General features: G+C 47.5%; 26 protein-coding genes. 21 read left to right on the forward strand and 5 right to left on the reverse strand.

The window, feature by feature from the left end; translation table 11 throughout:
- Nucleotides 1-131: 131 nt before the first annotated feature.
- Nucleotides 132-611: a hypothetical protein gene (locus KDM90_RS12385; RefSeq protein WP_212675937.1), complete on the forward strand. Its 480-nt coding sequence runs from the start codon at nucleotides 132-134 to the stop codon at nucleotides 609-611.
- 85 nt (nucleotides 612-696) lie between these two features.
- Here the strand turns inward: KDM90_RS12385 and lpdA are convergent, their stop codons facing one another.
- The 5 genes from lpdA to KDM90_RS12410 all read right to left on the reverse strand — a co-directional run bounded on the left by lpdA (nucleotide 697) and on the right by KDM90_RS12410 (nucleotide 7,199).
- A complete protein-coding gene (gene lpdA / locus KDM90_RS12390; protein WP_212676185.1) occupies nucleotides 697-2,106 on the reverse strand; it encodes a dihydrolipoyl dehydrogenase in 1,410 nt (469 codons plus the stop codon).
- 213 nt (nucleotides 2,107-2,319) lie between these two features.
- A complete protein-coding gene (locus KDM90_RS12395; protein WP_212675938.1) occupies nucleotides 2,320-3,621 on the reverse strand; it encodes a dihydrolipoamide acetyltransferase family protein in 1,302 nt (433 codons plus the stop codon).
- Nucleotide 3,622: 1 nt separating this feature from the next.
- Entirely contained in the window at nucleotides 3,623-4,660 is a 1,038-nt protein-coding gene (locus KDM90_RS12400) for an alpha-ketoacid dehydrogenase subunit beta (RefSeq protein ID WP_212675939.1), read from the reverse strand.
- Nucleotides 4,661-4,684: 24 nt separating this feature from the next.
- Entirely contained in the window at nucleotides 4,685-5,917 is a 1,233-nt protein-coding gene (locus tag KDM90_RS12405) for a 3-methyl-2-oxobutanoate dehydrogenase (2-methylpropanoyl-transferring) subunit alpha (protein ID WP_212675940.1), read from the reverse strand.
- A 490-nt stretch (nucleotides 5,918-6,407) separates the two neighbouring features.
- Nucleotides 6,408-7,199 (reverse strand): substrate-binding periplasmic protein, encoded by a 792-nt coding sequence (locus tag KDM90_RS12410; RefSeq protein WP_212675941.1) that lies wholly within the window; start codon nucleotides 7,197-7,199, stop codon nucleotides 6,408-6,410.
- Between the two features lie 293 nt (nucleotides 7,200-7,492).
- On the opposite strand from KDM90_RS12410, the gene KDM90_RS12415 reads away from it, so the two are divergent.
- From KDM90_RS12415 to hisI, 20 genes are all read left to right on the forward strand, one after another.
- A complete protein-coding gene (locus KDM90_RS12415) occupies nucleotides 7,493-7,792 on the forward strand; it encodes a helix-hairpin-helix domain-containing protein (protein WP_212675942.1) in 300 nt (99 codons plus the stop codon).
- A 419-nt stretch (nucleotides 7,793-8,211) separates the two neighbouring features.
- Nucleotides 8,212-9,027 carry an ABC transporter ATP-binding protein gene (locus KDM90_RS12420; RefSeq protein ID WP_212675943.1) on the forward strand — a complete coding sequence of 272 codons (816 nt, stop codon included), beginning with the start codon at nucleotides 8,212-8,214 and terminating at the stop codon, nucleotides 9,025-9,027.
- Nucleotides 9,024-9,803: a lipid asymmetry maintenance ABC transporter permease subunit MlaE gene (gene mlaE / locus KDM90_RS12425; RefSeq protein ID WP_212675944.1), complete on the forward strand. Its 780-nt coding sequence runs from the start codon at nucleotides 9,024-9,026 to the stop codon at nucleotides 9,801-9,803. Before KDM90_RS12420 ends, mlaE begins: the two co-directional genes overlap by 4 nt.
- A gap of 73 nt (nucleotides 9,804-9,876) precedes the next feature.
- Nucleotides 9,877-10,350, forward strand: coding sequence for an outer membrane lipid asymmetry maintenance protein MlaD (gene mlaD / locus KDM90_RS12430; protein WP_212676186.1), 474 nt, complete (start codon nucleotides 9,877-9,879; stop codon nucleotides 10,348-10,350).
- Nucleotides 10,347-11,138: an MlaA family lipoprotein gene (locus tag KDM90_RS12435; RefSeq protein ID WP_230409777.1), complete on the forward strand. Its 792-nt coding sequence runs from the start codon at nucleotides 10,347-10,349 to the stop codon at nucleotides 11,136-11,138. The genes mlaD and KDM90_RS12435 overlap by 4 nt, the downstream gene beginning before the upstream one ends.
- Nucleotides 11,139-11,309: 171 nt before the next feature.
- Nucleotides 11,310-11,936, forward strand: a complete 627-nt coding sequence (locus KDM90_RS12440; protein ID WP_212675945.1) for an MlaC/ttg2D family ABC transporter substrate-binding protein — start codon at nucleotides 11,310-11,312, stop codon at nucleotides 11,934-11,936.
- Between the two features lie 22 nt (nucleotides 11,937-11,958).
- The gene (locus tag KDM90_RS12445) at nucleotides 11,959-12,243 is read left to right on the forward strand and encodes an STAS domain-containing protein (protein WP_212675946.1); all 285 of its coding nucleotides are present in this window, start codon (nucleotides 11,959-11,961) and stop codon (nucleotides 12,241-12,243) included.
- 179 nt (nucleotides 12,244-12,422) lie between these two features.
- Entirely contained in the window at nucleotides 12,423-13,352 is a 930-nt protein-coding gene (locus KDM90_RS12450) for an ABC transporter ATP-binding protein (protein WP_212675947.1), read from the forward strand.
- Nucleotides 13,349-14,101 (forward strand): ABC transporter permease, encoded by a 753-nt coding sequence (locus KDM90_RS12455; protein ID WP_212675948.1) that lies wholly within the window; start codon nucleotides 13,349-13,351, stop codon nucleotides 14,099-14,101. Before KDM90_RS12450 ends, KDM90_RS12455 begins: the two co-directional genes overlap by 4 nt.
- A gap of 64 nt (nucleotides 14,102-14,165) precedes the next feature.
- Nucleotides 14,166-14,399 carry a BolA family protein gene (locus tag KDM90_RS12460; RefSeq protein WP_189346221.1) on the forward strand — a complete coding sequence of 78 codons (234 nt, stop codon included), beginning with the start codon at nucleotides 14,166-14,168 and terminating at the stop codon, nucleotides 14,397-14,399.
- 2 nt (nucleotides 14,400-14,401) lie between these two features.
- Nucleotides 14,402-15,652 carry a UDP-N-acetylglucosamine 1-carboxyvinyltransferase gene (gene murA / locus KDM90_RS12465; protein ID WP_212675949.1) on the forward strand — a complete coding sequence of 417 codons (1,251 nt, stop codon included), beginning with the start codon at nucleotides 14,402-14,404 and terminating at the stop codon, nucleotides 15,650-15,652.
- A 43-nt stretch (nucleotides 15,653-15,695) separates the two neighbouring features.
- A complete protein-coding gene (gene hisG / locus KDM90_RS12470) occupies nucleotides 15,696-16,349 on the forward strand; it encodes an ATP phosphoribosyltransferase (protein WP_212675950.1) in 654 nt (217 codons plus the stop codon).
- A complete protein-coding gene (gene hisD / locus KDM90_RS12475) occupies nucleotides 16,349-17,671 on the forward strand; it encodes a histidinol dehydrogenase (protein WP_212675951.1) in 1,323 nt (440 codons plus the stop codon). Before hisG ends, hisD begins: the two co-directional genes overlap by 1 nt.
- Nucleotides 17,672-17,801: 130 nt before the next feature.
- Nucleotides 17,802-18,725, forward strand: coding sequence for a DNA-methyltransferase (locus KDM90_RS12480; protein WP_212675952.1), 924 nt, complete (start codon nucleotides 17,802-17,804; stop codon nucleotides 18,723-18,725).
- A gap of 43 nt (nucleotides 18,726-18,768) precedes the next feature.
- Nucleotides 18,769-19,863: a histidinol-phosphate transaminase gene (gene hisC / locus KDM90_RS12485; RefSeq protein ID WP_212675953.1), complete on the forward strand. Its 1,095-nt coding sequence runs from the start codon at nucleotides 18,769-18,771 to the stop codon at nucleotides 19,861-19,863.
- Nucleotides 19,864-19,954: 91 nt separating this feature from the next.
- Nucleotides 19,955-20,545 carry an imidazoleglycerol-phosphate dehydratase HisB gene (gene hisB, locus KDM90_RS12490; protein WP_189346215.1) on the forward strand — a complete coding sequence of 197 codons (591 nt, stop codon included), beginning with the start codon at nucleotides 19,955-19,957 and terminating at the stop codon, nucleotides 20,543-20,545.
- Nucleotides 20,546-20,623: 78 nt separating this feature from the next.
- Nucleotides 20,624-21,262 carry an imidazole glycerol phosphate synthase subunit HisH gene (gene hisH / locus KDM90_RS12495; RefSeq protein WP_212675954.1) on the forward strand — a complete coding sequence of 213 codons (639 nt, stop codon included), beginning with the start codon at nucleotides 20,624-20,626 and terminating at the stop codon, nucleotides 21,260-21,262.
- Between the two features lie 133 nt (nucleotides 21,263-21,395).
- Nucleotides 21,396-22,187 (forward strand): 1-(5-phosphoribosyl)-5-[(5-phosphoribosylamino)methylideneamino]imidazole-4-carboxamide isomerase, encoded by a 792-nt coding sequence (gene hisA, locus KDM90_RS12500; RefSeq protein ID WP_212675955.1) that lies wholly within the window; start codon nucleotides 21,396-21,398, stop codon nucleotides 22,185-22,187.
- The gene (gene hisF / locus KDM90_RS12505) at nucleotides 22,184-22,948 is read left to right on the forward strand and encodes an imidazole glycerol phosphate synthase subunit HisF (RefSeq protein ID WP_186921823.1); all 765 of its coding nucleotides are present in this window, start codon (nucleotides 22,184-22,186) and stop codon (nucleotides 22,946-22,948) included. Before hisA ends, hisF begins: the two co-directional genes overlap by 4 nt.
- Complete coding sequence (gene hisI, locus KDM90_RS12510; RefSeq protein WP_212675956.1) at nucleotides 22,945-23,343, forward strand: phosphoribosyl-AMP cyclohydrolase; 399 nt, start codon at nucleotides 22,945-22,947, stop codon at nucleotides 23,341-23,343. The genes hisF and hisI overlap by 4 nt, the downstream gene beginning before the upstream one ends.
- Nucleotides 23,344-23,355: the final 12 nt, after the last annotated feature.

A 23,355-nucleotide genomic window follows, 5' to 3' on the forward strand; every position in this document is an offset into this window, starting at 1 on the left:
TAAGTGTGCTGCAATCCAGTATCATTTTTCGTGTGGTATTTCGAATTGCAGGTACGACTTTGCCTTGCGACTTAGTCGGGTCGTCGTCAAAATAACCAAAGACAATCAAACTAAGCGAATCCAGAGGATGTATGCAGAGAAAAACAATTCAAGCTATGGCGACATCGAGTGTCTTGTTGTTTGTGATGTGGTTCGCTGGCCTAGCTCAAGCTCAGCAGATAGTTGGGCCCTTGGGACCCTTGCAAGTTGCTGATATCGATCAGGGACGTGATGCATTTGTTTTGCGGATTGCTGAATTTTCTGAAAGCGAAACAAACGAGGGACATGGTGCGCCAATTCTTCTTTTGAGTGCTGATGCGCGACAAGTTGTCATCTATCTTAGAGGCCAACGTACTGAGATGAAGGCTTTGCAGCAGATTGCGGGCAATCTTTGCCAAGATGGTGGTGTGCGGCAGCTTGTATACGCTGCGGATAAGCTGCGCCTTATGGCTAAATTGAGTTTTACGGAACAGCGGTCAGTTTGTTCTGCACAAGGCCTTGTTTCAGTCCATTTAGACAAACATACCTATCGCTACCTCGTTAAAGCATCTCGGCACAATCGAACAAATTGATGTGTTTTGTATCGTAAAGAGAAAGGGGAAAAAGCATCTGCTCTTTCCCCCACATTGATTGCACTTCTTTTTCTCTTGAACTTCTTTAGATATGCAAAGCATGTCCCAATGCGCGCAATGCTGCTTCTTGCACGGCCTCGCCTAAAGTGGGGTGCGAATGAATCGTTCCTGCGACATCTTCCAAAGTTGCTCCCATTTCCAGTGATAATCCAAAAGCCGCGCTGAGTTCTGAGACGCCTTTACCAACTGCTTGCCAACCAAGGATCAGGTGATTGTCTTTACGAGCGACCACGCGTACGAAACCTTCGCTTGATTCTAAAGTCATGGAGCGACCATTTGCTGCAAATGGGAACATCGCGCTAATTGCTTCGATGCCCGCTGCTTGTGCTTCTTGCGGTGACTTGCCGACAACGACTAATTCTGGATCTGTAAAGCATACAGCTGGGATAGATGCTGGCATGAAATGACGACGCTTACCGGCGATAATTTCCGCGACCATTTCGCCTTGTGCCATGGCGCGATGTGCCAACATCGGTTCGCCAGCTACATCGCCAATTGCCCAGACATCACGCATCGAAGTGCGGCATTGATCGTCAATTTTGATGGCGCGTCCGTTCATGTCTAGCATTAAGCTTTCCAAGCCAAAGCCTTCAGTACGAGGACGACGTCCAACCGCGACTAAGACTTTATCGCAAGCGAGTTCAGATACTTCACCAGCCGCGTTTTTAACGCGCACGGCGCTATGATCGGCATTCATCCCTTGTACCGTGCAGCCCAAATGGACTTCGATACCCAATTGTTTGAGTGCTGTTTTGACGACCTTGGTGAGCTCTTCATCATAGGCAGGCAAGATGCGATCCAGTGATTCTACGACCGCGACTTCTGCACCGAGTTTGCGATACGCTATACCGAGCTCTAGGCCGATGTAACCGCCACCAACGACGACTAACTTCTTAGGAATTTCAGTGGGCGAGAGCGCTTCGGTCGAGCTAATGACTTTGCCATCGCTGGAACCAAAGGGCATGAAAGGCAATTCGACCGGTGATGAACCCGATGCGATCAGCAAGTGTTGGCAAGTAATGCGCTGAACTTCTTTGCCATCTTGCATCACGGCGACCGATTTGCCATCAATAATTTGTGCCCAGCCTTTGATAACTTGCGCACCGTTTTTCTTGAGTAGCGCACCGACGCCGCTAGTTAAGCGTTTGACGATGCCATCTTTCCAGCTAACAGTTTGCTCGATGTTGATGCTGGGATCGCTGACTTGGATGCCGATAGAAGAGCCGTGCGCATAATGCTTGGCTTTTTCAAATTCTTCAGCGGCATGGATCATCGCTTTGGATGGAATACAGCCGATGTTGAGGCAAGTACCGCCGAGCTGATCGCCTTCGATCAGGATGGTCGGAATCCTAAGTTGCGCGGCGCGAATTGCTGCGATGTAGCCGCCGGGGCCGCCGCCGATGACGACTAGGGTTGTGGATGTTGTTTGCATGATGTGTTCCGAATTAGTATTGTCTGAATTCTGTTATGTCACATTCCCTTCTCCCGCAGGCGGGAGAAGGGCTAGGGATGAGGGTGCTTGGACGTGCCGTAAACTGCGGAAAAATTTCTGGTCGTGCGACGACGTTTTTTACTGCCCTAAAGAGCGAAGTACTTTTCTGAATCACCCTCACCCCAACCCTCTCCCGCTCGCGGGAGAGGGAGCTTTTTACTCAATAAACAGCGTAGCAGGACATTCCAAATAACCACGTATCGTCTGAATAAACTGTGCCGCATCCATACCATCGACCACGCGATGATCAAACGACGACGACAAATTCATCATCTTGCGCGCCACAACTTGGCCATTGCGTATCATCGGACGTTCCACCATTTTATTCACACCAATGATGGCAACTTCGGGTGAATTGATCACTGGTGTTGATACGATGCCGCCCAAAGCACCCAAGCTAGAAATCGTAATGGTCGAGCCAGACAATTCTTCACGCGTTGCTTTGCCCGTACGCGCAGCTTCGGCAAGGCGTCCCATTTCATTGGCGTTACTCCAAAGGTCACGTGCTTCGGCATGACGTACGACAGGTACCATCAAACCTGCTGGTGTTTGTGCTGCAATGCCTAGATGAACTGCAGCAAATTGGGTAACGACACCGGCTTCATCGTCGTAACGCGCATTGATTTGTGGATAGTCACGTACGGCTAACACTACAGCGCGCATCAATAGAGGCAATAAACTGAGCTTGCCGCGTTCTTTGCCCCACTTTTGATTGAGTTGGTTCCGTAAAGCTTCAAGCTCAGTGACATCGACTTCTTCTACATAGGAGAAATGGGGAATGCGACGTTTTGCGTCTTGCATTTTTTGGGCAATCTTGCGACGCAGGCCGATAACAGGAATCGCTGTTTCTTCATGCAATTCGCGATAACTGCTGCCCCCCGAGTTTGCAGTAACTGGACCGCGCGCGACATAAGCTTCCAAATCTTCGTGTGTAATACGACCCGCTGTTCCTGAGCCCGGCACAAACTGCAATTCAATACCCAAGTCCCAGGCGCGACGACGCACGGCGGGGGAGGCGATTGGTTTTTCACCGTTACCGCGTGCTGCACTCGGAGTGCTGCTGGATTTAGCTGCGACTGGCGCAGTGCTTGCTGGAGCGGGAGCTGACGTAACTGGAGCTGGCTTTTCCACGGCAGCGGGCGCTGCTGGTGCAGGTGCAGCCGTGGTTGGTGCAGCCGCTACTGGCGCAGCTGCGTTGGCATCCACATTCCCCGCACCTTCGACTTCAATGCGAATCAACTCAGAGCCAACTGCCATCACTTGACCAGCAGCTCCACCCAGTGCCAACACCTTGCCATGCACAGGGCTAGGAATTTCAATGGTCGCTTTATCGGTCATGACATCCGCCATCACCTGATCTTCGACAATCATGTCACCTACTTTGACATTCCACGCGACTAACTCAACTTCTGCAATACCTTCACCGATATCCGGCATTTTAATAACATGAATACCCATCTTATTTCTCCATCGCACGTTTAAATGCCGCGGCAACGCGGGCTGGACCAGGGAAGTAATCCCATTCTTGCGCATGCGGGTAAGGCGTATCCCAACCTGTCACGCGTTCGATAGGTGCTTCGAGATGGTAGAAACAATGCTCTTGAACTAGTGCAGTGAGTTCGGCGCCGAAGCCGCTGGTGCGCGTCGCTTCATGCACGATCACGCAACGGCCAGTTTTTTTCACCGACTTCAAAATCGTGGGCAAATCGAGTGGCCATAAACTGCGCAGGTCGATGATTTCAGCATCGATACCGCTTTCTTGTGTCGCTGCTTCAGACACCCATACCATCGTTCCATAAGTCAGTACAGTTAAGTCCTTACCTTCGCGGAAAACGGCTGCCGATTCAAGCGGCACGGTGTAATAGCCTTCAGGCACATCACCCATAGGATGCTTAGACCATGGCACTACGGGTTGATCATGATGGCCATTGAAAGGGCCGTTATAAATGCGCTTAGGTTCCAAGAAAATGACAGGGTCATTGTTTTCGATGGAAGCAATCAACAAACCTTTTGCATCGTAAGGATTGGATGGCATCACGGTGCGCAAACCGCAGACGTGGGTGAATACCGCCTCTGGGCTTTGGCTATGGGTTTGTCCGCCATAGATACCGCCGCCGCATGGGGTACGTATCGTTAACGGTGCGGTGAAATCACCAGCAGAACGGAAACGTAGACGCGCTGCTTCGGAAACGATTTGATCGTAAGCAGGATAAATATAGTCAGCGAATTGAATCTCGATACAAGGGCGCAGACCGTAGGCGCCCATCCCAATTGCCGCACCCACGATACCGCTTTCGGAAATCGGTGCATCGAATACACGCGATTTGCCATATTTCTTTTGTAAACCTTCGGTGCAGCGGAATACGCCACCGAAGTAGCCGACGTCTTGTCCAAAGACGACGACGTTGTCATCACGCTCTAACATCACATCCATCGCTGATCGCAGCGCTTGGATCATGGTCATCGGCGTGGATTTGCCTTTTAGATCTTCACTCATTGCATGGTTCCCTTAGATTCCTGATTAGATGCCCAATTGTTGACGTTGTTGACGCAGATGCTCAGGCATATGCTCATAGATGTCTTCGAACATCTCCGCCGGACTAAACACATGGTTGTCTGCCAGACTGCCTAAAGTTTCGGCTTCTTTCTGGGCAGCGATCACCATCGCTTCTAGTTCTTTTTGGGTATCTTCATGTTCTTGTTCGGACCATGCTCCTTGATTGATTAAATACTGTTTGAGACGCGCAATCGGATCACCGAGTGGGAAATGGCTGGCGTCATCGAGTGGGCGATATTTGGACGGATCATCTGATGTGGAATGAGGGCCAGCACGATAAGTAACCCATTCAATCAAGGTAGGGCCAAGATTGTTACGCGCACGATCTGCTGCCCATTTCGACGCAGCGTACACCGCGAGGAAATCATTACCATCGACGCGAAGGGCGGCAATGCCGCAGCCTACGCCGCGCGCAGCAAAGGTCGTATTCTCACCACCCGCAATCGCTTGGAAAGTGGAAATCGCCCACTGATTATTCACCACATTCAAGATCACAGGAGCGTGATACACGTGCGCAAAAGTGAGTGCTGTATCGAAGTCTGCTTCCGCCGTAGCGCCGTCACCTATCCATGCCGAGGCGATTTTAGTGTCGCCTTTGATTGCAGAAGCCATCGCCCAACCAACAGCTTGAATGTATTGGGTAGCGAGGTTGCCAGAAATCGAGAAGAAGCCCGCTTCTTTAATCGAATACATGACGGGCAATTGACGACCCTTGAGTGGATCACCTTCGTTAGATAGCAATTGGCAAATCAGGCCTTTGAGTGGTACGTCTCGCACCATCAAAATACTTTGCTGACGGTAGGTCGGGAAACACATGTCATCGCGATTCAAAGCCATCGCTTGCGCTGCGCCAATCGCTTCTTCACCCAGACTTTGCATGTAGAAAGACATTTTCTTTTGACGTTGTGCGATCAGCATGCGCGAATCAAAAATGCGTGTCTTCATCATCGCCCGCATTCCGGCGCGTAAGGTCTCAAGACTAATATCAGGAACCCAAGGTCCAACCGCGTTTCCTTGTTCGTCGAGTACGCGGATGAGCGAGTAAGCCATATCGCGAGTATCGACCGGCGTCACGTCAATATCTGGGCGGCGTATTTCACCCGCGGCGGATAAGCGTAGATAGGAAAAGTCAGTTTTTTGGCCAGGACGACCAGTGGGTTCCGGTACGTGCAAACGTAACGGTTCTGTGTGTGGCATAGTTTTGTCTCCTTGCTCAATTGTGTCGAGCAAAAGTGGTGATATGTCGTTGCACCGTTGTTGTGGTGCAGCATTTTTTTTGGTTTGTGGCGTTTCATTCTTATGGAGTAAAACGCCGAGAAAGCCTTCAATCTTTCTGGCGCAAAGTATCCACAAATCGTTTGATATTGGCAAGTAAAGTTAGTTGGTTTCTTGACCTAATCGAATAAATTTTAGATTGGAGCTTTTGCCGTCATTAGGGATTGGTTCAAATACGCTCCAAATGCATGGTATATCGCTTCGTTTCTCGATGTCGGTGCATGTGGTGGTTTCGAGCTCATGCCTAATTTGTTACGTGACAGAGCAATGCCGATAGGATTTCTAGAAAAGATCAACGGCCCTTAAGGTACGTTATGCGGATGTGGTTCGCATGTGCACATCTCGGATGAAAGTCGGATTGGTGGAGTGAGGATGCAGATCGTCGAGCGCGATCTGAGAATTATTTGATGCGTTATGGCGAGGGCAATTTGTACTCGACTTGCCATTGCTGGTGAATTTTCTGCATTGTTTTGTCTTTGTACATCAATGCAAGTTCAGCGTTAAGTTGATCGACCAAGCTTTTCGGGGTAGTTTTTCCGATGGCAATATAGAGTGCGGTGTCACGTGGAAGGTGCAAGGTCTTTTCAATTTGTTCCATTTTTAAGTCGCAGGCATGCAAAAATATTTTGATTCCGTTGGGATCAAATGGCACTAAATCGACTCGGCCAGTCTTGAGCTTCCGGCAATTTGAGATATTACTCGGCGCGGTATCTATTTTTGTTCCATATTGTTTGAGGAGTGCGATGGTTGAACTACTTGCGATATCGCCGACAGTGTATTGGCGCAGGTCTTCCAGAGCTTTTAGGTGTATGTCGGTGCGATCTTTTAGCTTGAACAACCATACTTCACTATGCGCCACTGGGCCGATCCAATAGTAAGCATTCTCACGCTCAGGGTTCCTCGCGAGGCTAAAAATCATGATGGAAGAATTGTCACGCGCAGTTTGGAGTGCCCTTGTCCAAGGTTGAGTTTGAATATCGAGCGCATAGCCGATACGCGCACTGAGTATTTTCGCGATGTCGTAAACTAAGCCGTTTATTCGGCTATTGAATTTGTAATTATATGGATAAGCATCTTCGTGCGTGACGCCTCTGAGCACAGGTCTTTCCAATGCCAGTGCTTGACTTGAAACAAGCGCGGAAAAGAGCGTTAGTATGAGATACCGTCGATTTGGGTTCACCACATTGTGGAAAAAATCGGTCATAGGTCGCATGTTTTTTTGTCTCGGCGATGGATGTGGGGCAGTGTTGAAGTGGGACGATTTGTCCCGTTCGGCTATGGATTCTATGAGATTTTTGGTATAACTGCGATGACTATTTGGTATGGTATGAGGGCCATTCAAAACGAGCGTGGTTCCTCATGCCAAACAACATCAAATTAGGCGATGAGTCTTGGTGCGTCGATTGACGTCTTTGACTGTATGCCTATGGAATTAGAATGTAAATTGTTCGTCCAGCGAAACTCAGCGTATAGCAGGGTATAAATAAGGGCAGAAAAATGCATCCCACTAAAGTTGACCGTGCAAAACTGAAGAAACTAACTGATTTGCCTAATATCGGGCCCGCTGGTGCCGCCGATCTCGAATTGCTCGGGATCTTGCGTCCAGATCAGCTCCTCGAGCGCGATCCCTATCAAATGTACCAAGAGCTTTGCCAAATTACACAGCAACAACACGATCCTTGTGTGATTGATGTGTTTATTTCCGTTGTGCGCTACATGCAAGGTGAGCCGGCTCGCGTCTGGTGGGATTTTTCTCTTGAGCGGCGCAATGCATTGCGACAAAATCAAGAATCGTAGTTCGTCAGCGTTGACGGCTATGTCGTCGATCCAAATAAGAGGAGGGCGACGTAGAGTACTGCGAATTAATACTTTTCGTCCTATTAGATAATCCTCGTGAAAAATCACTCTTGCCCGACTAAACTTAACCCACACTTCCCAGTCTAAACGGGGTGATTCACTTAAAAAATGCGTCCAATCGGAAGATTTTTGAAGTGCATTTCAAAAATTGCTGACTTTGGATTCATTTATTTGTCATAAAATTGTGCGTTGCAGAAGTTTGAAATTCTGCGATTTCATTATTTTTAAGAATTTAATTTTTCAATATTTCAAAGCATCAATATTTTATATTTTCATTGTAATTTTTGCAGTGTTGAGCGCCAACTCGATTTTCGGTTCTGGTTTACAATCTCATATCTTTAATTAAGAAATCAATCGACGTGTCTAATTTAGTTGAAATTCGTGATTTGCAGTTTGGCTATGGCAACCGACAGATTTTGTCTGGCCTGAGCATGGATTTCCCGCGCGGCAAAGTCATTGCTGTGATGGGAGGATCTGGTTCGGGAAAAACGACAATTTTGCGCTTGATTGGTGGTCAGATAGTGCCGCAACGTGGACACGTAAAAGTCGATGGTGAGGTAGTGCATACTCTGAAGGCGCATGGCATGTATGCTTTGCGACGTAAAATGGGCATGCTTTTTCAGCACGGCGCTTTATTTACTGATCTTAGTGTATTTGAAAATGTTGCTTTTCCCTTGAGGGAGCACACTGAATTGTCAGAGTCGATGATTCAAGATTTGGTGTTGATGAAACTTAATGCGGTCGGTCTGCGAAATGCTGCGCGCTTAAAACCCTCTGAAATCTCAGGCGGTATGGCTAGACGGGTTGCCTTAGCCCGTGCGGTTGCATTAGACCCGCAATTGATTATGTACGATGAGCCATTTGCTGGCCTTGATCCAATTTCTATGGGTGTCACGGCCACTTTGATTCGAAATCTGAATGATGCCTTGGGATCTACTAGTATTTTGGTTTCGCACGATGTGCACGAAACCTTTGTGATTGCCGACTATGTTTACTTTTTGTCGCAAGGTAAGATCGTTGCACAGGGTACACCGCAAGAGATGCTAGCCTCAACCGATCCGTACGTGAAGCAATTCGTTCACGCTGAAAGCGATGGCCCAGTGCCATTCCATTATCCCGGGAGGAGCTTAGCGCAAGAGCTTGGCCTGAAAGCCGTAAGTGGAGAACAGTCATGATGGCGCAGTTGATCAGCCGAATCGGGCAAGTCACGCGTGAGTCCATCACGAATTTAGGGCATGCCAGTCGCAGTTTTATAAGTATTGTTCTTAATTCCCCGAGCCTTTGGCGTCGACCACAGTTGATTGCGGATCAAGTGCATTTCATTGGGAATTATTCCTTAGTCATTATCGCGATATCCGGTCTTTTTGTGGGATTTGTGCTTGGCTATCAAGGTTACTACACACTTAATCGTTATGGCTCGGAAGAGGCGTTAGGCCTATTGGTTGCCCTATCATTAGTGCGTGAGCTGGGTCCTGTGGTCACTGCATTGCTTTTTGCGGGTCGAGCAGGGACCTCGTTGACCGCCGAGATTGGTTTAATGAAAGCCGGCGAGCAATTGGCGGCGATGGAAATGATGGCGGTCAATCCCTTGCAACGCGTTGTTGCCCCAAGGTTTATCGCGGGAATTATTGCCTTGCCGATTTTGACCCTGATTTTTAATGCGATGGGAATCATCGGTGGATACTTGGTTGGTGTGTCATTGATCGGTGTCGATAGTGGTTCATTTTGGTCACAAATGCAGGCAGGTGTCGATATTTGGAAAGACCTTGGGAATGGCGTGATCAAGAGCATCGTTTTTGGCTTTGCCGTCACATTTGTAGCTCTTTATCAAGGTTACGAAGCCGATCCAACGCCTGAAGGTGTGTCGCGAGCGACAACGCGCACTGTAGTGATTTCATCCCTACTCGTTTTATGGTTGGATTTCCTATTGACCGCATGGATGTTTCAATAACTGATGCGGTTTCGATGGAAACCGTAGTCTCGATCCGACGAGCTAAGAAACAGAATTTTATTTGAGGTAAATGATGCAAAAAAAATCGATAGACTTTTGGGTGGGCGTGTTTGTGCTACTAGGTGCTGCGTCCCTGCTTTTTCTCGCTTTAAAAGCAGGCAATATGAGTAGTCTCTCTTTTGAGCAAACCTACGATGTCATCACAAAGTTTGACAATATTGGCGGATTAAAACCAAATGCAGCCGTAAAGAGTGCTGGCGTGGTCGTTGGCCGCGTTAGTTCAATTACTTTTGATGATAAGAGTTTTCAAGCCACCGTCATTTTGAAGATGGAGAAGCGCTATAGCTTTCCGAAGGACAGTTCTGCCAAAATCTTGACCGCTGGATTGCTTGGCGAACAGTACATTGGACTAGAGGCGGGCGGTGACACCAAAAATCTGGCTGCTGGCGACAAGATCACAATGACGCAGTCAGCAGTTGTTCTTGAGAACTTGATTAGTCAATTTTTATTTAGTAAAGCAGCGGAAGGTAAGGAAGATCAAAAATGAGAAGCCCAGCGTTGCAAGAAAGAACCCTAGCTTCAAGTCTGCTAAGCCGCGTCCTTTTGCTCTGTTTGTTGGCGTTGAGTATGAGCGCATGTACGACAGTGACAAAAGTGAAAACCAAAGCTTTAGCGACTTTAGAAAAAGTCAGCGAGACAACAGGGATTGGCAATAATCCAGATGATCCCCTTGAAGGTTTTAATCGTTCAATGTTCAGTTTCAATGAAAGCTTGGACGAATCTGTATTAAAACCATCGGCAAAGGCCTATCAAGCTGTGACGCCAGATTTTGTGCAGACAGCTGTCGCCAATTTTTTTAGTAATATCGGTGATGCGTGGACCGCTGTGAATAATGTTTTGCAAGGCAATGTTGGCGACGGCGTAAATGATATTTTAAGATTTGGGATCAACACGACCATGGGTCTCGGAGGGTTGATTGATGTTGCTAGTGCGGGCGGAATGCCCAAGCATCGCGCCGATTTTGGGCAAACCTTGGGTGTTTGGGGCGTCCCAGCTGGTCCGTACGTTGTTTTACCGATTCTTGGGGCGTCGACTTTGCGTGATACAGTCGCGACACCAGTTGATTTGAAAGGTGATTTGCTCAGGTCGCAAAGCACGACTGCTGTCAATAATTCGGCAACCGTTTTGAAAGTCTTGGACAAGCGCGCCGCGGCATTGGATGCCGTGAGTTTGATTGACGAAGCCGCCTTAGATAAGTATGTTTTTATTCGGGGCGCGTATTTGCAGCGTCGTGAAAGTCAAATCAGTGCGGGTAAAAAGGAAGATCAAGAATAAGTCCATTTGGTGACTTGGTGTCAACCCAACAGCGATATCCGTGGTTAATAGAGAAATGCTCAGATGCATTCGCTGTTGACAGAGTTGATTGAAAAATTAAACAAATAGTTTGCGTAACAATGCGAAACGAAACGTATTCATTGTGAGTTAAAGTTATCAAGAGAGAAAAAGATGAAAAAATTTAGCCAAATATTCGTGAGTTTGATCGCTGGATTGAGTTTCTTTGCTGCTGCACAAGCACAAGAAGCACCTGATCAACTCGTCAAACGTTTAAGCACAGAGATCATTGACGCAGCCAAAACTGATAAAGATATTCAAGCAGGGAATCGTCAACGTATCAACGATTTAGTTGAAACAAAAGTATTGCCACATATTAATTTTGAACGCATGACATCGCTCGCTGTAAGTAAGAATTGGCGTACTGCGACACCGGAACAGCAAAAACAGTTAGTGAATGAATTTCGTACTTTGTTAATACACACTTATTCTGGTGCTATTACGCAAATTCGGGACCAACGTGTTGAGTTTAAGCCGTTTCGTTCCGCACCAGACGATACCGAAGTCGAAGTGAAAAGTCTTGTGATTCAGACGCGGGGCGAGCCATTGCAATTGAGTTATAGATTGGAAAAAACGCCCGCAGGCTGGAAGATCTTCGACATCAATGTATTGGGTGCTTGGTTAGTGGAGACCTACAAAGGGAGTTTCTCGGCGGAAGTAAATAAGACGGGGATCGATGGCTTAATCAAGACATTGGTTGAGAAAAATAAAAAATTGGCTGCTGCGCCAGTCAAAAAATAAATAACAAATTTTGGAGTACAGCATGGTCTTACAAGATCAAGAATTGAATTTGCGTAACGCGGTATCCGTTTCTGAGGCGGGTTTGCGGGCGATCCATGCTGGGGACGATATCATCGACATGACGGCATTAGAATCGGTTGATTCTTCTGCCGTTGCTGTCATGTTGGCATGGCAACGCCGAGCACAAGCCACAAATAGGAAGTTGCGGTTTGTTGGCGTTTCGAGCAGTTTATTTAGTCTTATTTCCCTCTATGGCCTCACGGATTTCTTTCATTTGAGCGCCTCCATCCAAGCAGAGCGACATTGATACGCAAGCTATTTGTAGTCAATTGTCTATACAAGAAGCACGATCAAGTGCGACCCTTAATCGGCTAAAATCCCCTATAATCATGGGCTTTGACGGCAATTGCCGTGATTTTTTCCCGATTCTTGTTTAGAGTTTTTTCACCCAGATTCTCATTCATAGCGCGTAAGCGCGAACGCCACATGGCTGCCATACAAATTAGTAATGTACAAAAATCCTATCAGTCTGCTGGCAAAAAGCTACAGGCTCTAGGTGGTGTCTCACTCGCGATCGAAGAAGGCGAGTTTTTTGGTTTACTGGGCCCGAATGGCGCAGGTAAGACAACCTTAATTTCGATTATTGCAGGTTTGAATCGTGCTGATTCTGGCCAAGTTTTGGTGCAAGGACATGATGTGGTGCGCGACTACCGCGCGGCACGCAGCAAGCTTGGTGTGGTTCCGCAAGAATTGGTGTTTGATCCATTCTTCACCGTGCGTGAAACCCTGCGTTTGCAATCCGGTTATTTCGGCATTAAAAACAATGATGCGTGGATTGATGAGGTCATGGAAAACCTTGATCTAACGAATAAAGCCGATGCGAATATGCGGGCTTTATCGGGTGGTATGAAGCGCCGTGTTTTAGTCGCACAAGCATTGGTGCATAAACCACCAGTGATTATTTTAGATGAGCCGACTGCGGGTGTTGATGTGGAGTTGCGTCAGACTTTGTGGAAGTTCATTTCGCGTCTAAATCGTGAAGGGCATACCATCGTCTTGACCACGCACTATTTGGAAGAAGCACAAGCTTTGTGTAATCGGGTCGCGATGTTGAAATTTGGAAAAGTCGTTGCGCTCGATACGATGTCTGCGCTGATCAAGCGCATTTCCGGTTCACAGATGAAAGTGCAACTCGCGCATGGCGAATTGCCTGCTTCATTGCACAATCTGATTATCCCTGCGGATACGCAAGCCGAGGCGAATAGTTTTGCATTACGGATTACGAATTACGCTGAGGTTGAACCGATATTGGCGAATCTGCGTCAAGCGGGTTGCGTGATTGAGGATCTGCAATTGCAACAAGCCGATCTAGAAGATGTGTTCTTACAAATTATGGGTGGAGGAAATCCGCAATGATAGGCTTCCGCACCTTATTGTATAAAGAAGTTTTGCGCTTCTGGAAAGTCGCAACGCAGACCATCACCGCACCGATTATGACGGCGATGATGTACTTGCTGATTTTTGGTCAAGCGCTGGAAGGTCATGTCAAAGTGCATGGTGTGACGTACATGGCATTTTTGATTCCCGGATTGGTGATGATGAGCGTTTTGCAGAACGCGTTTGCGAATGCATCCTCATCTTTGATTCAATCAAAAATTACCGGTAATTTGGTGTTCATCATGTTGCCACCGTTGTCGCATTGGGAAATGTTTTTTGCCTATGTGTTGGCAGCGGTTGTGCGCGGTCTTGCCGTTGGTTTAGGTGTGTTTGTGGTGACGGCATGGTTTGCACACTTGAGTTTTAGTGCGCCTTTGTGGATCGCATTATTCGCCTTGATGAGCGCCTTCGTGCTCGGTACGATGGGCTTAATCGTTGGTATTTGGGCGGAAAAATTCGATCAGCTCGCTGGTTTTCAAAATTTTGTAATCGTGCCAGCGACCTTTTTGTCGGGCGTGTTTTATTCGATCAATTCTTTGCCGCCGATTTGGCAAACTATTTCGCATTTCAATCCCTTCTTCTATATGATTGACGGCTTCCGTTATGGCTTTACTGGCCAGTCGGATGTCGACCCTGTACGTAGTCTTGTGATTGTGACGATTTTCTTGCTGGCGTTGACGGCAGTTGCGATGCAAATGCTGCGCAGTGGTTATAAGTTGCGGCATTGAGTATGAGATGGTGCATAGTCGCCATCCTGAAAAATTATTTGAAAATATTTTAGAAAGACCTATCGTGTTTCCTACACCAGAACAAATTAAAAATTACATCGCTGCCGGTTTGGAATGTACACATCTTGAAGTGGAAGGTGACGGTCAGCATTTCACTGCGGTGATCGTGTCCCCAGCATTCGCTGGCAAACGTTTGATTCAACGTCATCAAATCGTATACGCCGCTTTGGGCGATCGCATGCGTGAAGAAATTCATGCTCTGTCGATGAAAACTTTAACTCCGGAAGAATTTCAATAAGCATGGATAAGTTACTGATCACAGGCGGCAATCGCCTGAATGGCGATGTCATTATTTCTGGCGCTAAGAATGCGGCTTTGCCGATTTTGTGCGCGGGATTGTTGAGTGCTGGCGATGTGGTTTTACACAATGTGCCGCATTTGCAAGACGTTGCTACGATGTTGAAATTACTCAAGCAAATGGGTTTGCGCGTCACCGAAGAAAGCGGCGTAGTGACTTTGAATGGCGCAGCGATTGATAAGTTGGAAGCGCCTTACGATTTGGTGAAAACCATGCGCGCTTCGATCTTGGTGCTCGGTCCCTTGTTAGCGCGATTTGGTGAAGCGAAAGTCTCTTTGCCTGGTGGTTGCGCAATCGGCTCTCGTCCAGTTGATCAGCACATCAAAGGTTTACAAGCGATGGGTGCGGAGATCACGATTGAGGCAGGTTACATCCATGCTAAAGCGAAACGTTTGCGTGGTGCGCGTATCGTGACCGATATGATTACTGTGACAGGTACAGAAAACCTGTTGATGGCAGCGACTTTAGCTGACGGCGAAACTGTTTTAGAAAACGCAGCGCGCGAGCCTGAAGTCACTGACCTTGCGAATTTGTTGGTGGCGATGGGCGCTAAGATTACGGGCATCGGTACCGATCGTTTGGTGATTCAAGGTGTTGATGCCTTACACGGTGCAACGCATACTGTGATCGCAGATCGTATCGAGACGGCGACTTTCTTGTGCGCGGTCGCCGCGACAGGTGGTGATTTGACGGTGAAAAATACACGTAGCGATATTTTGGATGTGGCATTGGATAAATTGCGTGAAGCGGGCGTGATCATTACTACTGGCTCAGATTGGATACGTGCGCAGATGAGTGGACGTCCTAAATCGGTGAGTTTTCGCACTACCGAATACCCAGGTTTTCCAACTGATATGCAAGCCCAATTTATGGCGCTCGACTGCTTAGCGAACGGTACTGCACGCGTGACGGAAACGATTTTTGAAAATCGTTTCATGCATGTGCAAGAAATGAATCGTCTCGGTGCGCATATTGAAATAGATGGTCACACAGCGATTGTAAATGGCGTAGAAAAATTGGTGGGTGCGCCAGTAATGGCGACTGACTTGCGCGCATCGGCATCTTTGGTGATTGCAGGTTTGGCGGCACAGGGTGAGACTTTGATTGATCGTATTTATCACCTCGATCGTGGTTACGATCGTATGGAAGTGAAGCTATCAGCGGTTGGTGCGCAGATTCAGCGCGTCAAATGATTTCCTGTCTAACATCAATAAGCAAACGAGCGAAATAATTGATATGAGTTCTCAGCAACTAACTTTGGCTTTGTCCAAAGGGCGTATTTTTGAAGAAACCTTACCGCTGTTGGAAGCGGCAGGTATCCACGTGACTGAAGATCCAGAAAAATCGCGTAAGTTGATTTTGGCGACCAATGATCCTGATGTGCGCGTGATTATTGTGCGTGCTTCAGACGTGCCAACTTATGTGCAATACGGCGCGGCAGATTTTGGCGTGGCAGGTAAAGATGTGTTGTTTGAACATGGTGGTGCTGGCTTGTATCAACCTATTGATTTAGGCATCGCAAAATGCCGCATGTCAGTCGCGGTGTCGGTTGGATTTGATTACGCAACTGCTGTGCGTCAAGGTGCGCGTTTGCGTGTCGCAACCAAATACACGGAAACCGCCCGTCAGCATTTCGCTAGCAAAGGTGTGCATATCGATTTGATTAAGCTGTATGGCTCGATGGAATTGGCGCCGTTGGTTGGCTTGTCTGATGTGATTGTCGATTTGGTCAGCACCGGCAATACCTTGCGAGCGAATAATTTAGTCGAAGTGGAAGAGATCATGGATATCTCTTCACGCTTAGTTGTGAATCAAGCTGCATTGAAATTGAAGCGCGAACGTTTGCAACCCATTCTCCAAGCATTCGAGCGCGCGTCGGAGGGGAAGTAATGAGCTTCACCACAGCATTGACTCGCTTAGATTCTACACAGTCAGGTTTCGCGCAAACCTTACGTCAATTATTGGCATTCGAAGCGAGTGAAGACGCGGCGATTGATCAGAGTGTCGTGCAGATCTTGCAGGCAGTTAAAACGCGCGGTGACACCGCAGTGCTAGAGTACACTCAACGTTTTGATCGTTTGTCAGGCATCAGCTCGATGCAAGCTTTGGAAATTCCGCAAGAGGATTTGCATGCAGCACTCGCTAGTATTTCGAATGAGCGTCGTAGTGCATTAGAGGCTGCAGCGCAACGTGTGCGCGCCTATCATGAAGTGCAAAAGCGTGAATGTGGTTCTGCAGGATTTTCGTACACCGAAGCAGATGGTACGGTACTCGGACAAAAAGTTACTCCCCTAGATCGCGTCGGCATTTACGTGCCTGGTGGCAAAGCGGCTTACCCTTCTTCCGTACTGATGAACGCGATTCCAGCGAAGGTCGCTGGCGTGCGTGAAATTATTATGGTGGTACCGACACCAGATGGCGTGCGTAATCCTTTGGTATTAGCTGCCGCGGCCATCGCAGGTGTCGATCGTGTGTTCACCATCGGTGGCGCGCAGGCGGTTGCTGCTTTGGCGTATGGTACGGAGAGCATTCCGCAAGTCGATAAAATTGTGGGGCCAGGCAATGCCTATGTTGCGAACGCCAAGCGTCGTGTATTTGGCACTGTTGGTATCGACATGATCGCCGGGCCTTCTGAGATTTTAGTTTTATGCGATGGCACGACCGATCCCGATTGGGTTGCGATGGATTTGTTCTCGCAAGCGGAACATGATGAACTTGCGCAATCGATTTTGCTATGCCCTGATGCGGCGTACATTGATGCCGTACATGCCAGCATTGATAAATTGATTGCAACGATGCCACGTGCCGAGATTATTCGAACTTCCCTGAAAGATCGCGGTGCTTTGATCAAAGTGCGTGACATGCAAGAAGCTTGCGACATCGCGAATGAGATCGCGGCAGAACATTTAGAAATTTCTGCAGAAAACCCGCAGCAATGGGCAGATCAAATTCGTCATGCGGGGGCGATGTTCCTTGGACGTTTTTCTTCCGAATCCTTGGGCGATTATTGCGCTGGGCCGAATCACGTTTTGCCGACTTCACGCACCGCGCGTTTCTCATCGCCTTTGGGTGTGTATGATTTCCAGAAGCGTTCATCGATGATACAAGTCAGTGAGCAAGGCGCGCAGACTTTAGGCAAGATCGCGGCAGAACTCGCGTATGGTGAAGGATTGCCTGCACATGCTCGTAGTGCTGAGTTGCGTTTGAAATGAAATACCCAATGAAAAACAAAATCGTTAACCGTAAAGGTGCAAAGTACGCAGAGGAAAGTATAGAAAACTTCTCTTCTTTTGCTGCTTTCGTTACACCTTTGCGGCTAAGTTTTTTTCTTCGTTCAATCATATGAACAGTTTCATTAATCAGATTTTTAATGAAGATGCTATCACTGGTTTGCAGCGCATTCCTGATGGCAGTATTGATCTGATTTTGACCGATCCACCTTATGGTTTGGGTAAGGATTACGGCAATGATTCTGATAAGCAGGAAGCGGCGGATTACTTAGCATGGACTGAGCGTTGGATCGACGCTGCTTTGCCGAAACTCAAGCCGACTGGCTCGCTGTATATTTTTCTGACATGGCGCTATTCGCCAGAAATTTTCGTGATGCTCAAGCAGCGCATGACGATGATTAATGAAATTATTTGGGATCGACGTGTGCCGTCTATGGGGGGTAGCACCCGTAGCTTTTCTTCAGTGCACGACACGATAGGCTTATTCGTGAAATCGAAAAATTACTATTTCGATTTAGATGCGGTGCGCATTCCTTATGATGCAGCGACCAAAAAAGCCCGTTCGCGCTCGATTTTTGTTGGTGCTAAGTGGTTAGAACTCGGTTACAACCCAAAAGATTTGTGGAGTGTGTCACGTCTGCATAAAGAAGATGTAGAACGTGTTGAACACCCAACCCAAAAGCCTTTAGAAATTATTCAACGTATGGTGCTCGCATCTTGTCCAGAGAATGGTGTGGTACTTGACCCGTTTATGGGCAGTGGTACCACTGCGATTGCGGCACGACGTTGTGGTCGACAATTTGTCGGCTTTGAACTCAATCCAGATTACTGCGCCATCGTCGAGGCGCGTCTACAATCGGCAGAGGCAGAATTACAAGTTCTGAATAATCAACCGACAGAACCAGTGCGGGCTAAACCTGTGCTTGCTAAAGTAAGTAAACGAATCAGTAAAGCGAAAACGGTAGTGACCAAGGCGAAAGCTGAACCTGCGAAATCAACGGGGCGAAAAAAGAGTGTAGCGTCACTTGAAACTTGATTCTTAAGAATTATTCATTGAACTTAAAACGAGCAACTGTCTCATGTCTTTAGTAGAAAATATTATTCGCGCCGATGTGCGCGCTTTGTCGGCGTATCACGTGCCTGACGCAACGGGTCTTTTGAAACTCGACGCAATGGAAAATCCGTACACCTTGACGCCAGCCTTGCAGCAAGCATTGGCGAAACGTTTATCGGAAACCGCCTTAAATCGTTATCCTGTGCCAAATTATTTGGCTATAAAAGAAGCGTTGAAAACGAACTTCGGCGTGCCTGATGGCTATGACTTGGTGTTGGGCAATGGTTCCGACGAATTGATTGCGATGATCAGTATTGCTTGTGCCAAACCGGGCGCAAAAGTATTGGCGCCAATGCCGGGATTTGTGATGTATGCGATGTCTGCACAATTTGCGGGGATGGAATTTGTTGGCGTACCGCTGAACGCAGATTTCACACTCGATAAAGCGGCGATGTTGGCAGCGATTGCGGAGCATCGTCCGGCGGTGACCTATTTGGCTTATCCAAACAATCCGACTGGTACTTTGTTTAATGCTGCCGATATGGAAGAAATTATTTCGGCAGTGGGTGATAGCGGTGTGGTGATTGTCGATGAGGCATATCAACCATTTGCGCAAACAAGTTTTATCTCGCGTTTGCCAGAATTTTCAAATCTAGTTGTGATGCGTACGGTATCCAAATTAGGTTTGGCAGGAATACGCCTAGGATACATGTCGGCGTCTGCCGCTTTACTGCAAGAATTTGATAAAGTCCGTCCACCTTATAACGTGAATGTATTGACCGAAGCGGCGATACTTTGTTTGCTAGAACACGCTGATGTGTTCGAGCAGCAAGCGGCGCAATTGCGCACGCAGCGTAGTCAGTTGTCTAGTCAACTTACTAGCTTGCCAGGCGTGGAAGTATTTCCGTCTGCCGCCAATTTTTTGCTAATTCGCGTGTCAAATTCAAAGAAAAGTGAGACATATGGCAATGAAGTCTTCACAAAATTGTTGGAACAAAAAATTTTGGTGAAAAATGTGGGTAAAATGCATGCACTATTGCAGAATTGTTTGCGTATCACGGTTAGCACACCGGAAGAAAACGCCCAATTTCTAAATGCGTTTAAACTGGCTTTAGAATAAGCTTTTTTGAAATTTTTATTAAAATTTTTCTGTCGAATTTCACTCAACAACATAATAGCTAACCAGCTAACCACAATTAGCTAATCTCATCATGCAACGTACAGCGCAAGTTACACGCAATACCAATGAAACCAAGATTCGCGTCGCGATTAATCTTGATGGTACTGGCAAACAATCTTTAAAGACGGGTGTACCGTTTTTGGATCACATGCTCGATCAAATCGCACGTCATGGATTAATCGATTTGGATATCGAAGCCGATGGCGATTTACATATAGATGCGCATCACACGGTGGAAGATGTTGGTATCACTTTGGGACAAGCATTTGCACAAGCGATCGGCGACAAAAAAGGCATACGTCGCTATGGTCACGCCTATGTGCCACTCGATGAAGCTTTGTCGCGCGTCGTAATTGATTTCTCAGGTCGTCCAGGTCTGGAATATCATGTTGATTTTAAACGAGCGATGATCGGTTCATTTGACGTCGATTTGACCCATGAATTTTTCCAAGGTTTTGTGAATCATGCTTTGGTCTCTCTACATATTGATAATCTGCGCGGCGAAAATGCACACCATCAATGTGAAACCATTTTTAAAGCCTTTGGTCGTGCGCTGCGTATGGCAGCCGAATTAGATGAACGCGCCTTAGGTACCATTCCATCCACAAAAGGTAGTCTATAAAAAAGCGATAGCGATGGCATAAAGCTTGCATATTTATGCTATTCGCGAATACTTCACTATGCCTACTCCCTCATTGTTATGAATAAGATTGTTGTCGTTGATTACGGCATGGGTAATGTGCGCTCTGTTGCGCAAGCATTACGTGCTGTTGCCCCTGAAGCCGAGGTCCTGATTTCAGGTTTGATTGCGGATATTCAATCGGCTGATCGTTTAGTCTTGCCAGGCCAAGGAGCGATGCCCGATTGCATGCGTAGTTTGCAAGAATCGGGCGTGCAAGAGGCCTTGTTACAAGCAGCACGCGAAAAGCCTTTGTTTGGCGTCTGCGTCGGCGAGCAGATGTTGTTTGACATCAGCGCGGAAGGGAATACACCATGCTTAGGCTTACTTCCAGGTAAGGTTGTACGCTTTGATTTAAGCGGACAATTGCAAGAAGATGGTTCCCGTTATAAAGTGCCACAAATGGGGTGGAATCGCGTGCATCAAGCGCAAGCGCATCCGCTCTGGGATGGCATTGCGGACGATAGTTATTTTTACTTTGTGCATAGTTATTTTGTGCAAGCTGAACATGAGCAAGACGTGGTCGGCACGACTGAATATGGGCAAGTATTTACTTCGGCTGTGGCGCGCGAGAATATTTTTGCAACGCAATTCCATCCCGAGAAAAGCGCCGCTGCGGGACTGCAACTATATAAAAACTTTGTACACTGGAATCCCTAACACTTGAATTATTGAACGACTTATCAACATTATTGTCTGTTTGCTGTAATTGCACATGAACAAGTTATGTTGCTGCGGTAACGAATATTGTGTTTTACCTCTTTTTAAATTTTAATCATCTTATACATTCATCATGCTGCTCATTCCTGCTATCGACCTGAAAGATGGTCACTGCGTACGCCTCAAACAAGGCGATATGGATCAAGCCACAGTATTCTCAGAAGAACCTGCACAGATGGCTCGCCATTGGTTAGAACAGGGCGCACGTCGCTTGCATTTGGTGGATCTGAATGGCGCCTTCGCAGGTAAGCCAAAAAATGAAGCTGCGATTAAAGCCATCATCAAAACCGTGCGTGAATACGCAGAAGAGACCGATACTGAAGAAGTGCCAGTGCAACTGGGTGGCGGTATCCGCGACCTTGATACCATCGAGCGTTATTTAAATGCCGGCATTTCTTACATTATCATCGGCACGGCCGCTGTGAAAAGCCCTGGCTTTTTGGCTGACGCTTGTAGTGCCTTTCCTGGACAGATCATCGTCGGTATTGATGCCAAAGATGGCAAAGTAGCGACCGATGGTTGGAGCAAAATGTCTGGGCATGATGTGATTGATCTTGCGCAAAAATTCGAAGGCTATGGGGTTGAGGCAATCATTTATACCGACATCGGCCGCGATGGCATGATGGGTGGCGTGAATATTGATGCCACAGTGAAGTTAGCGCAAGCTGTGACGGTTCCTGTGATTGCATCGGGTGGTGTACATGTGCTGGCAGATGTCGAAGCCCTCTGTGATGTGCAAGACGAAGGTATTGAAGGCGTTATTTGTGGCCGCTCAATTTACGAAGGCACATTAGATTTAGCAAGTGCACAAGATCGCGCTGATGAACTCAGTGGCGACTTGATTTACGAAGAAGACGAAGAATGACTTTAGCCAAAAGGATAATCCCTTGTTTGGATGTGAATGCCGGACGAGTCGTCAAAGGCGTCAATTTTCTTGAATTACGTGACGCAGGTGACCCTGTCGAAGTCGCGCGTCGTTACGACTTGCAAGGCGCGGATGAAATCACGTTTTTGGATATCACAGCGTCCTCTGATGATCGTGATTTGATTTTGCCGGTAATTGAGGCCGTTGCATCCCAAGTATTTATTCCTTTAACGGTTGGTGGCGGGGTGCGCACGGTGGCCGATGTGCGGCGTTTATTAAATGCGGGTGCGGATAAAGTCGGTATGAATACTTCTGCAGTGACTAATCCGCAATTAGTCGCCGACGCAGCGCATAAGTATGGATCGCAATGTATCGTGGTCGCAATTGATGCCAAAGCGGTCGCGCCAGGAAAGTGGGAAGTGTATACACACGGCGGGCGTAACGCGACGGGTTTGGACGCGGTCGAATGGGCGCGCAAAATGGCGGAATTGGGTGCAGGTGAAATTCTGCTCACAAGTATGGATAAAGACGGTACCCGTTCCGGTTTTGATTTGGCACTAACGCGCGCGGTTTCGGACGCGATTGATATTCCGGTCATCGCTTCCGGAGGAGTCGGCGGCCTGCAAGATTTGGCCGATGGCATCAAATTGGGTGGTGCAGATGCCGTTTTGGCCGCCAGTATTTTTCATTTTGGACAGCACACAGTGCAGGAAGCAAAACAGTTTATGGCAGCACAACACATACCAATGAGGTTAGCATGAGTTTTCGTTGGTTAAACAAAGTGAAATGGGATGAAGTTGGTTTAGTCCCTGTGATAGCGCAAGAAGTGGGCAGCAATGATGTCGTCATGTTTGCATGGATGAATCGCGAAGCACTGAGTCGCACTGTAGAAACGGGTGAAGCGGTGTACTGGAGTCGTTCACGCAAAAAATTATGGCACAAAGGTGAAGAGTCTGGTCACGTTCAAAAAGTCAAAGAAATCCGTTTAGATTGTGATGAGGACGTGATTTTACTGAAGATTGAACAAGTAGAAGGCATCGCTTGTCATACCGGACGTCATTCGTGTTTCTTCCAAAAATTTGAAGGCAATGTCGATGAGGGCGAGTGGGTCACCGTCGATCCTGTGCTGAAAGATCCCGAATCGATTTACAAATAAGTTGAGCACAAG

Source organism: Affinundibacterium fentianense, assembly GCF_018139545.1.
GTDB lineage: Bacteria > Pseudomonadota > Gammaproteobacteria > Burkholderiales > Burkholderiaceae_D > Undibacterium > Undibacterium fentianense.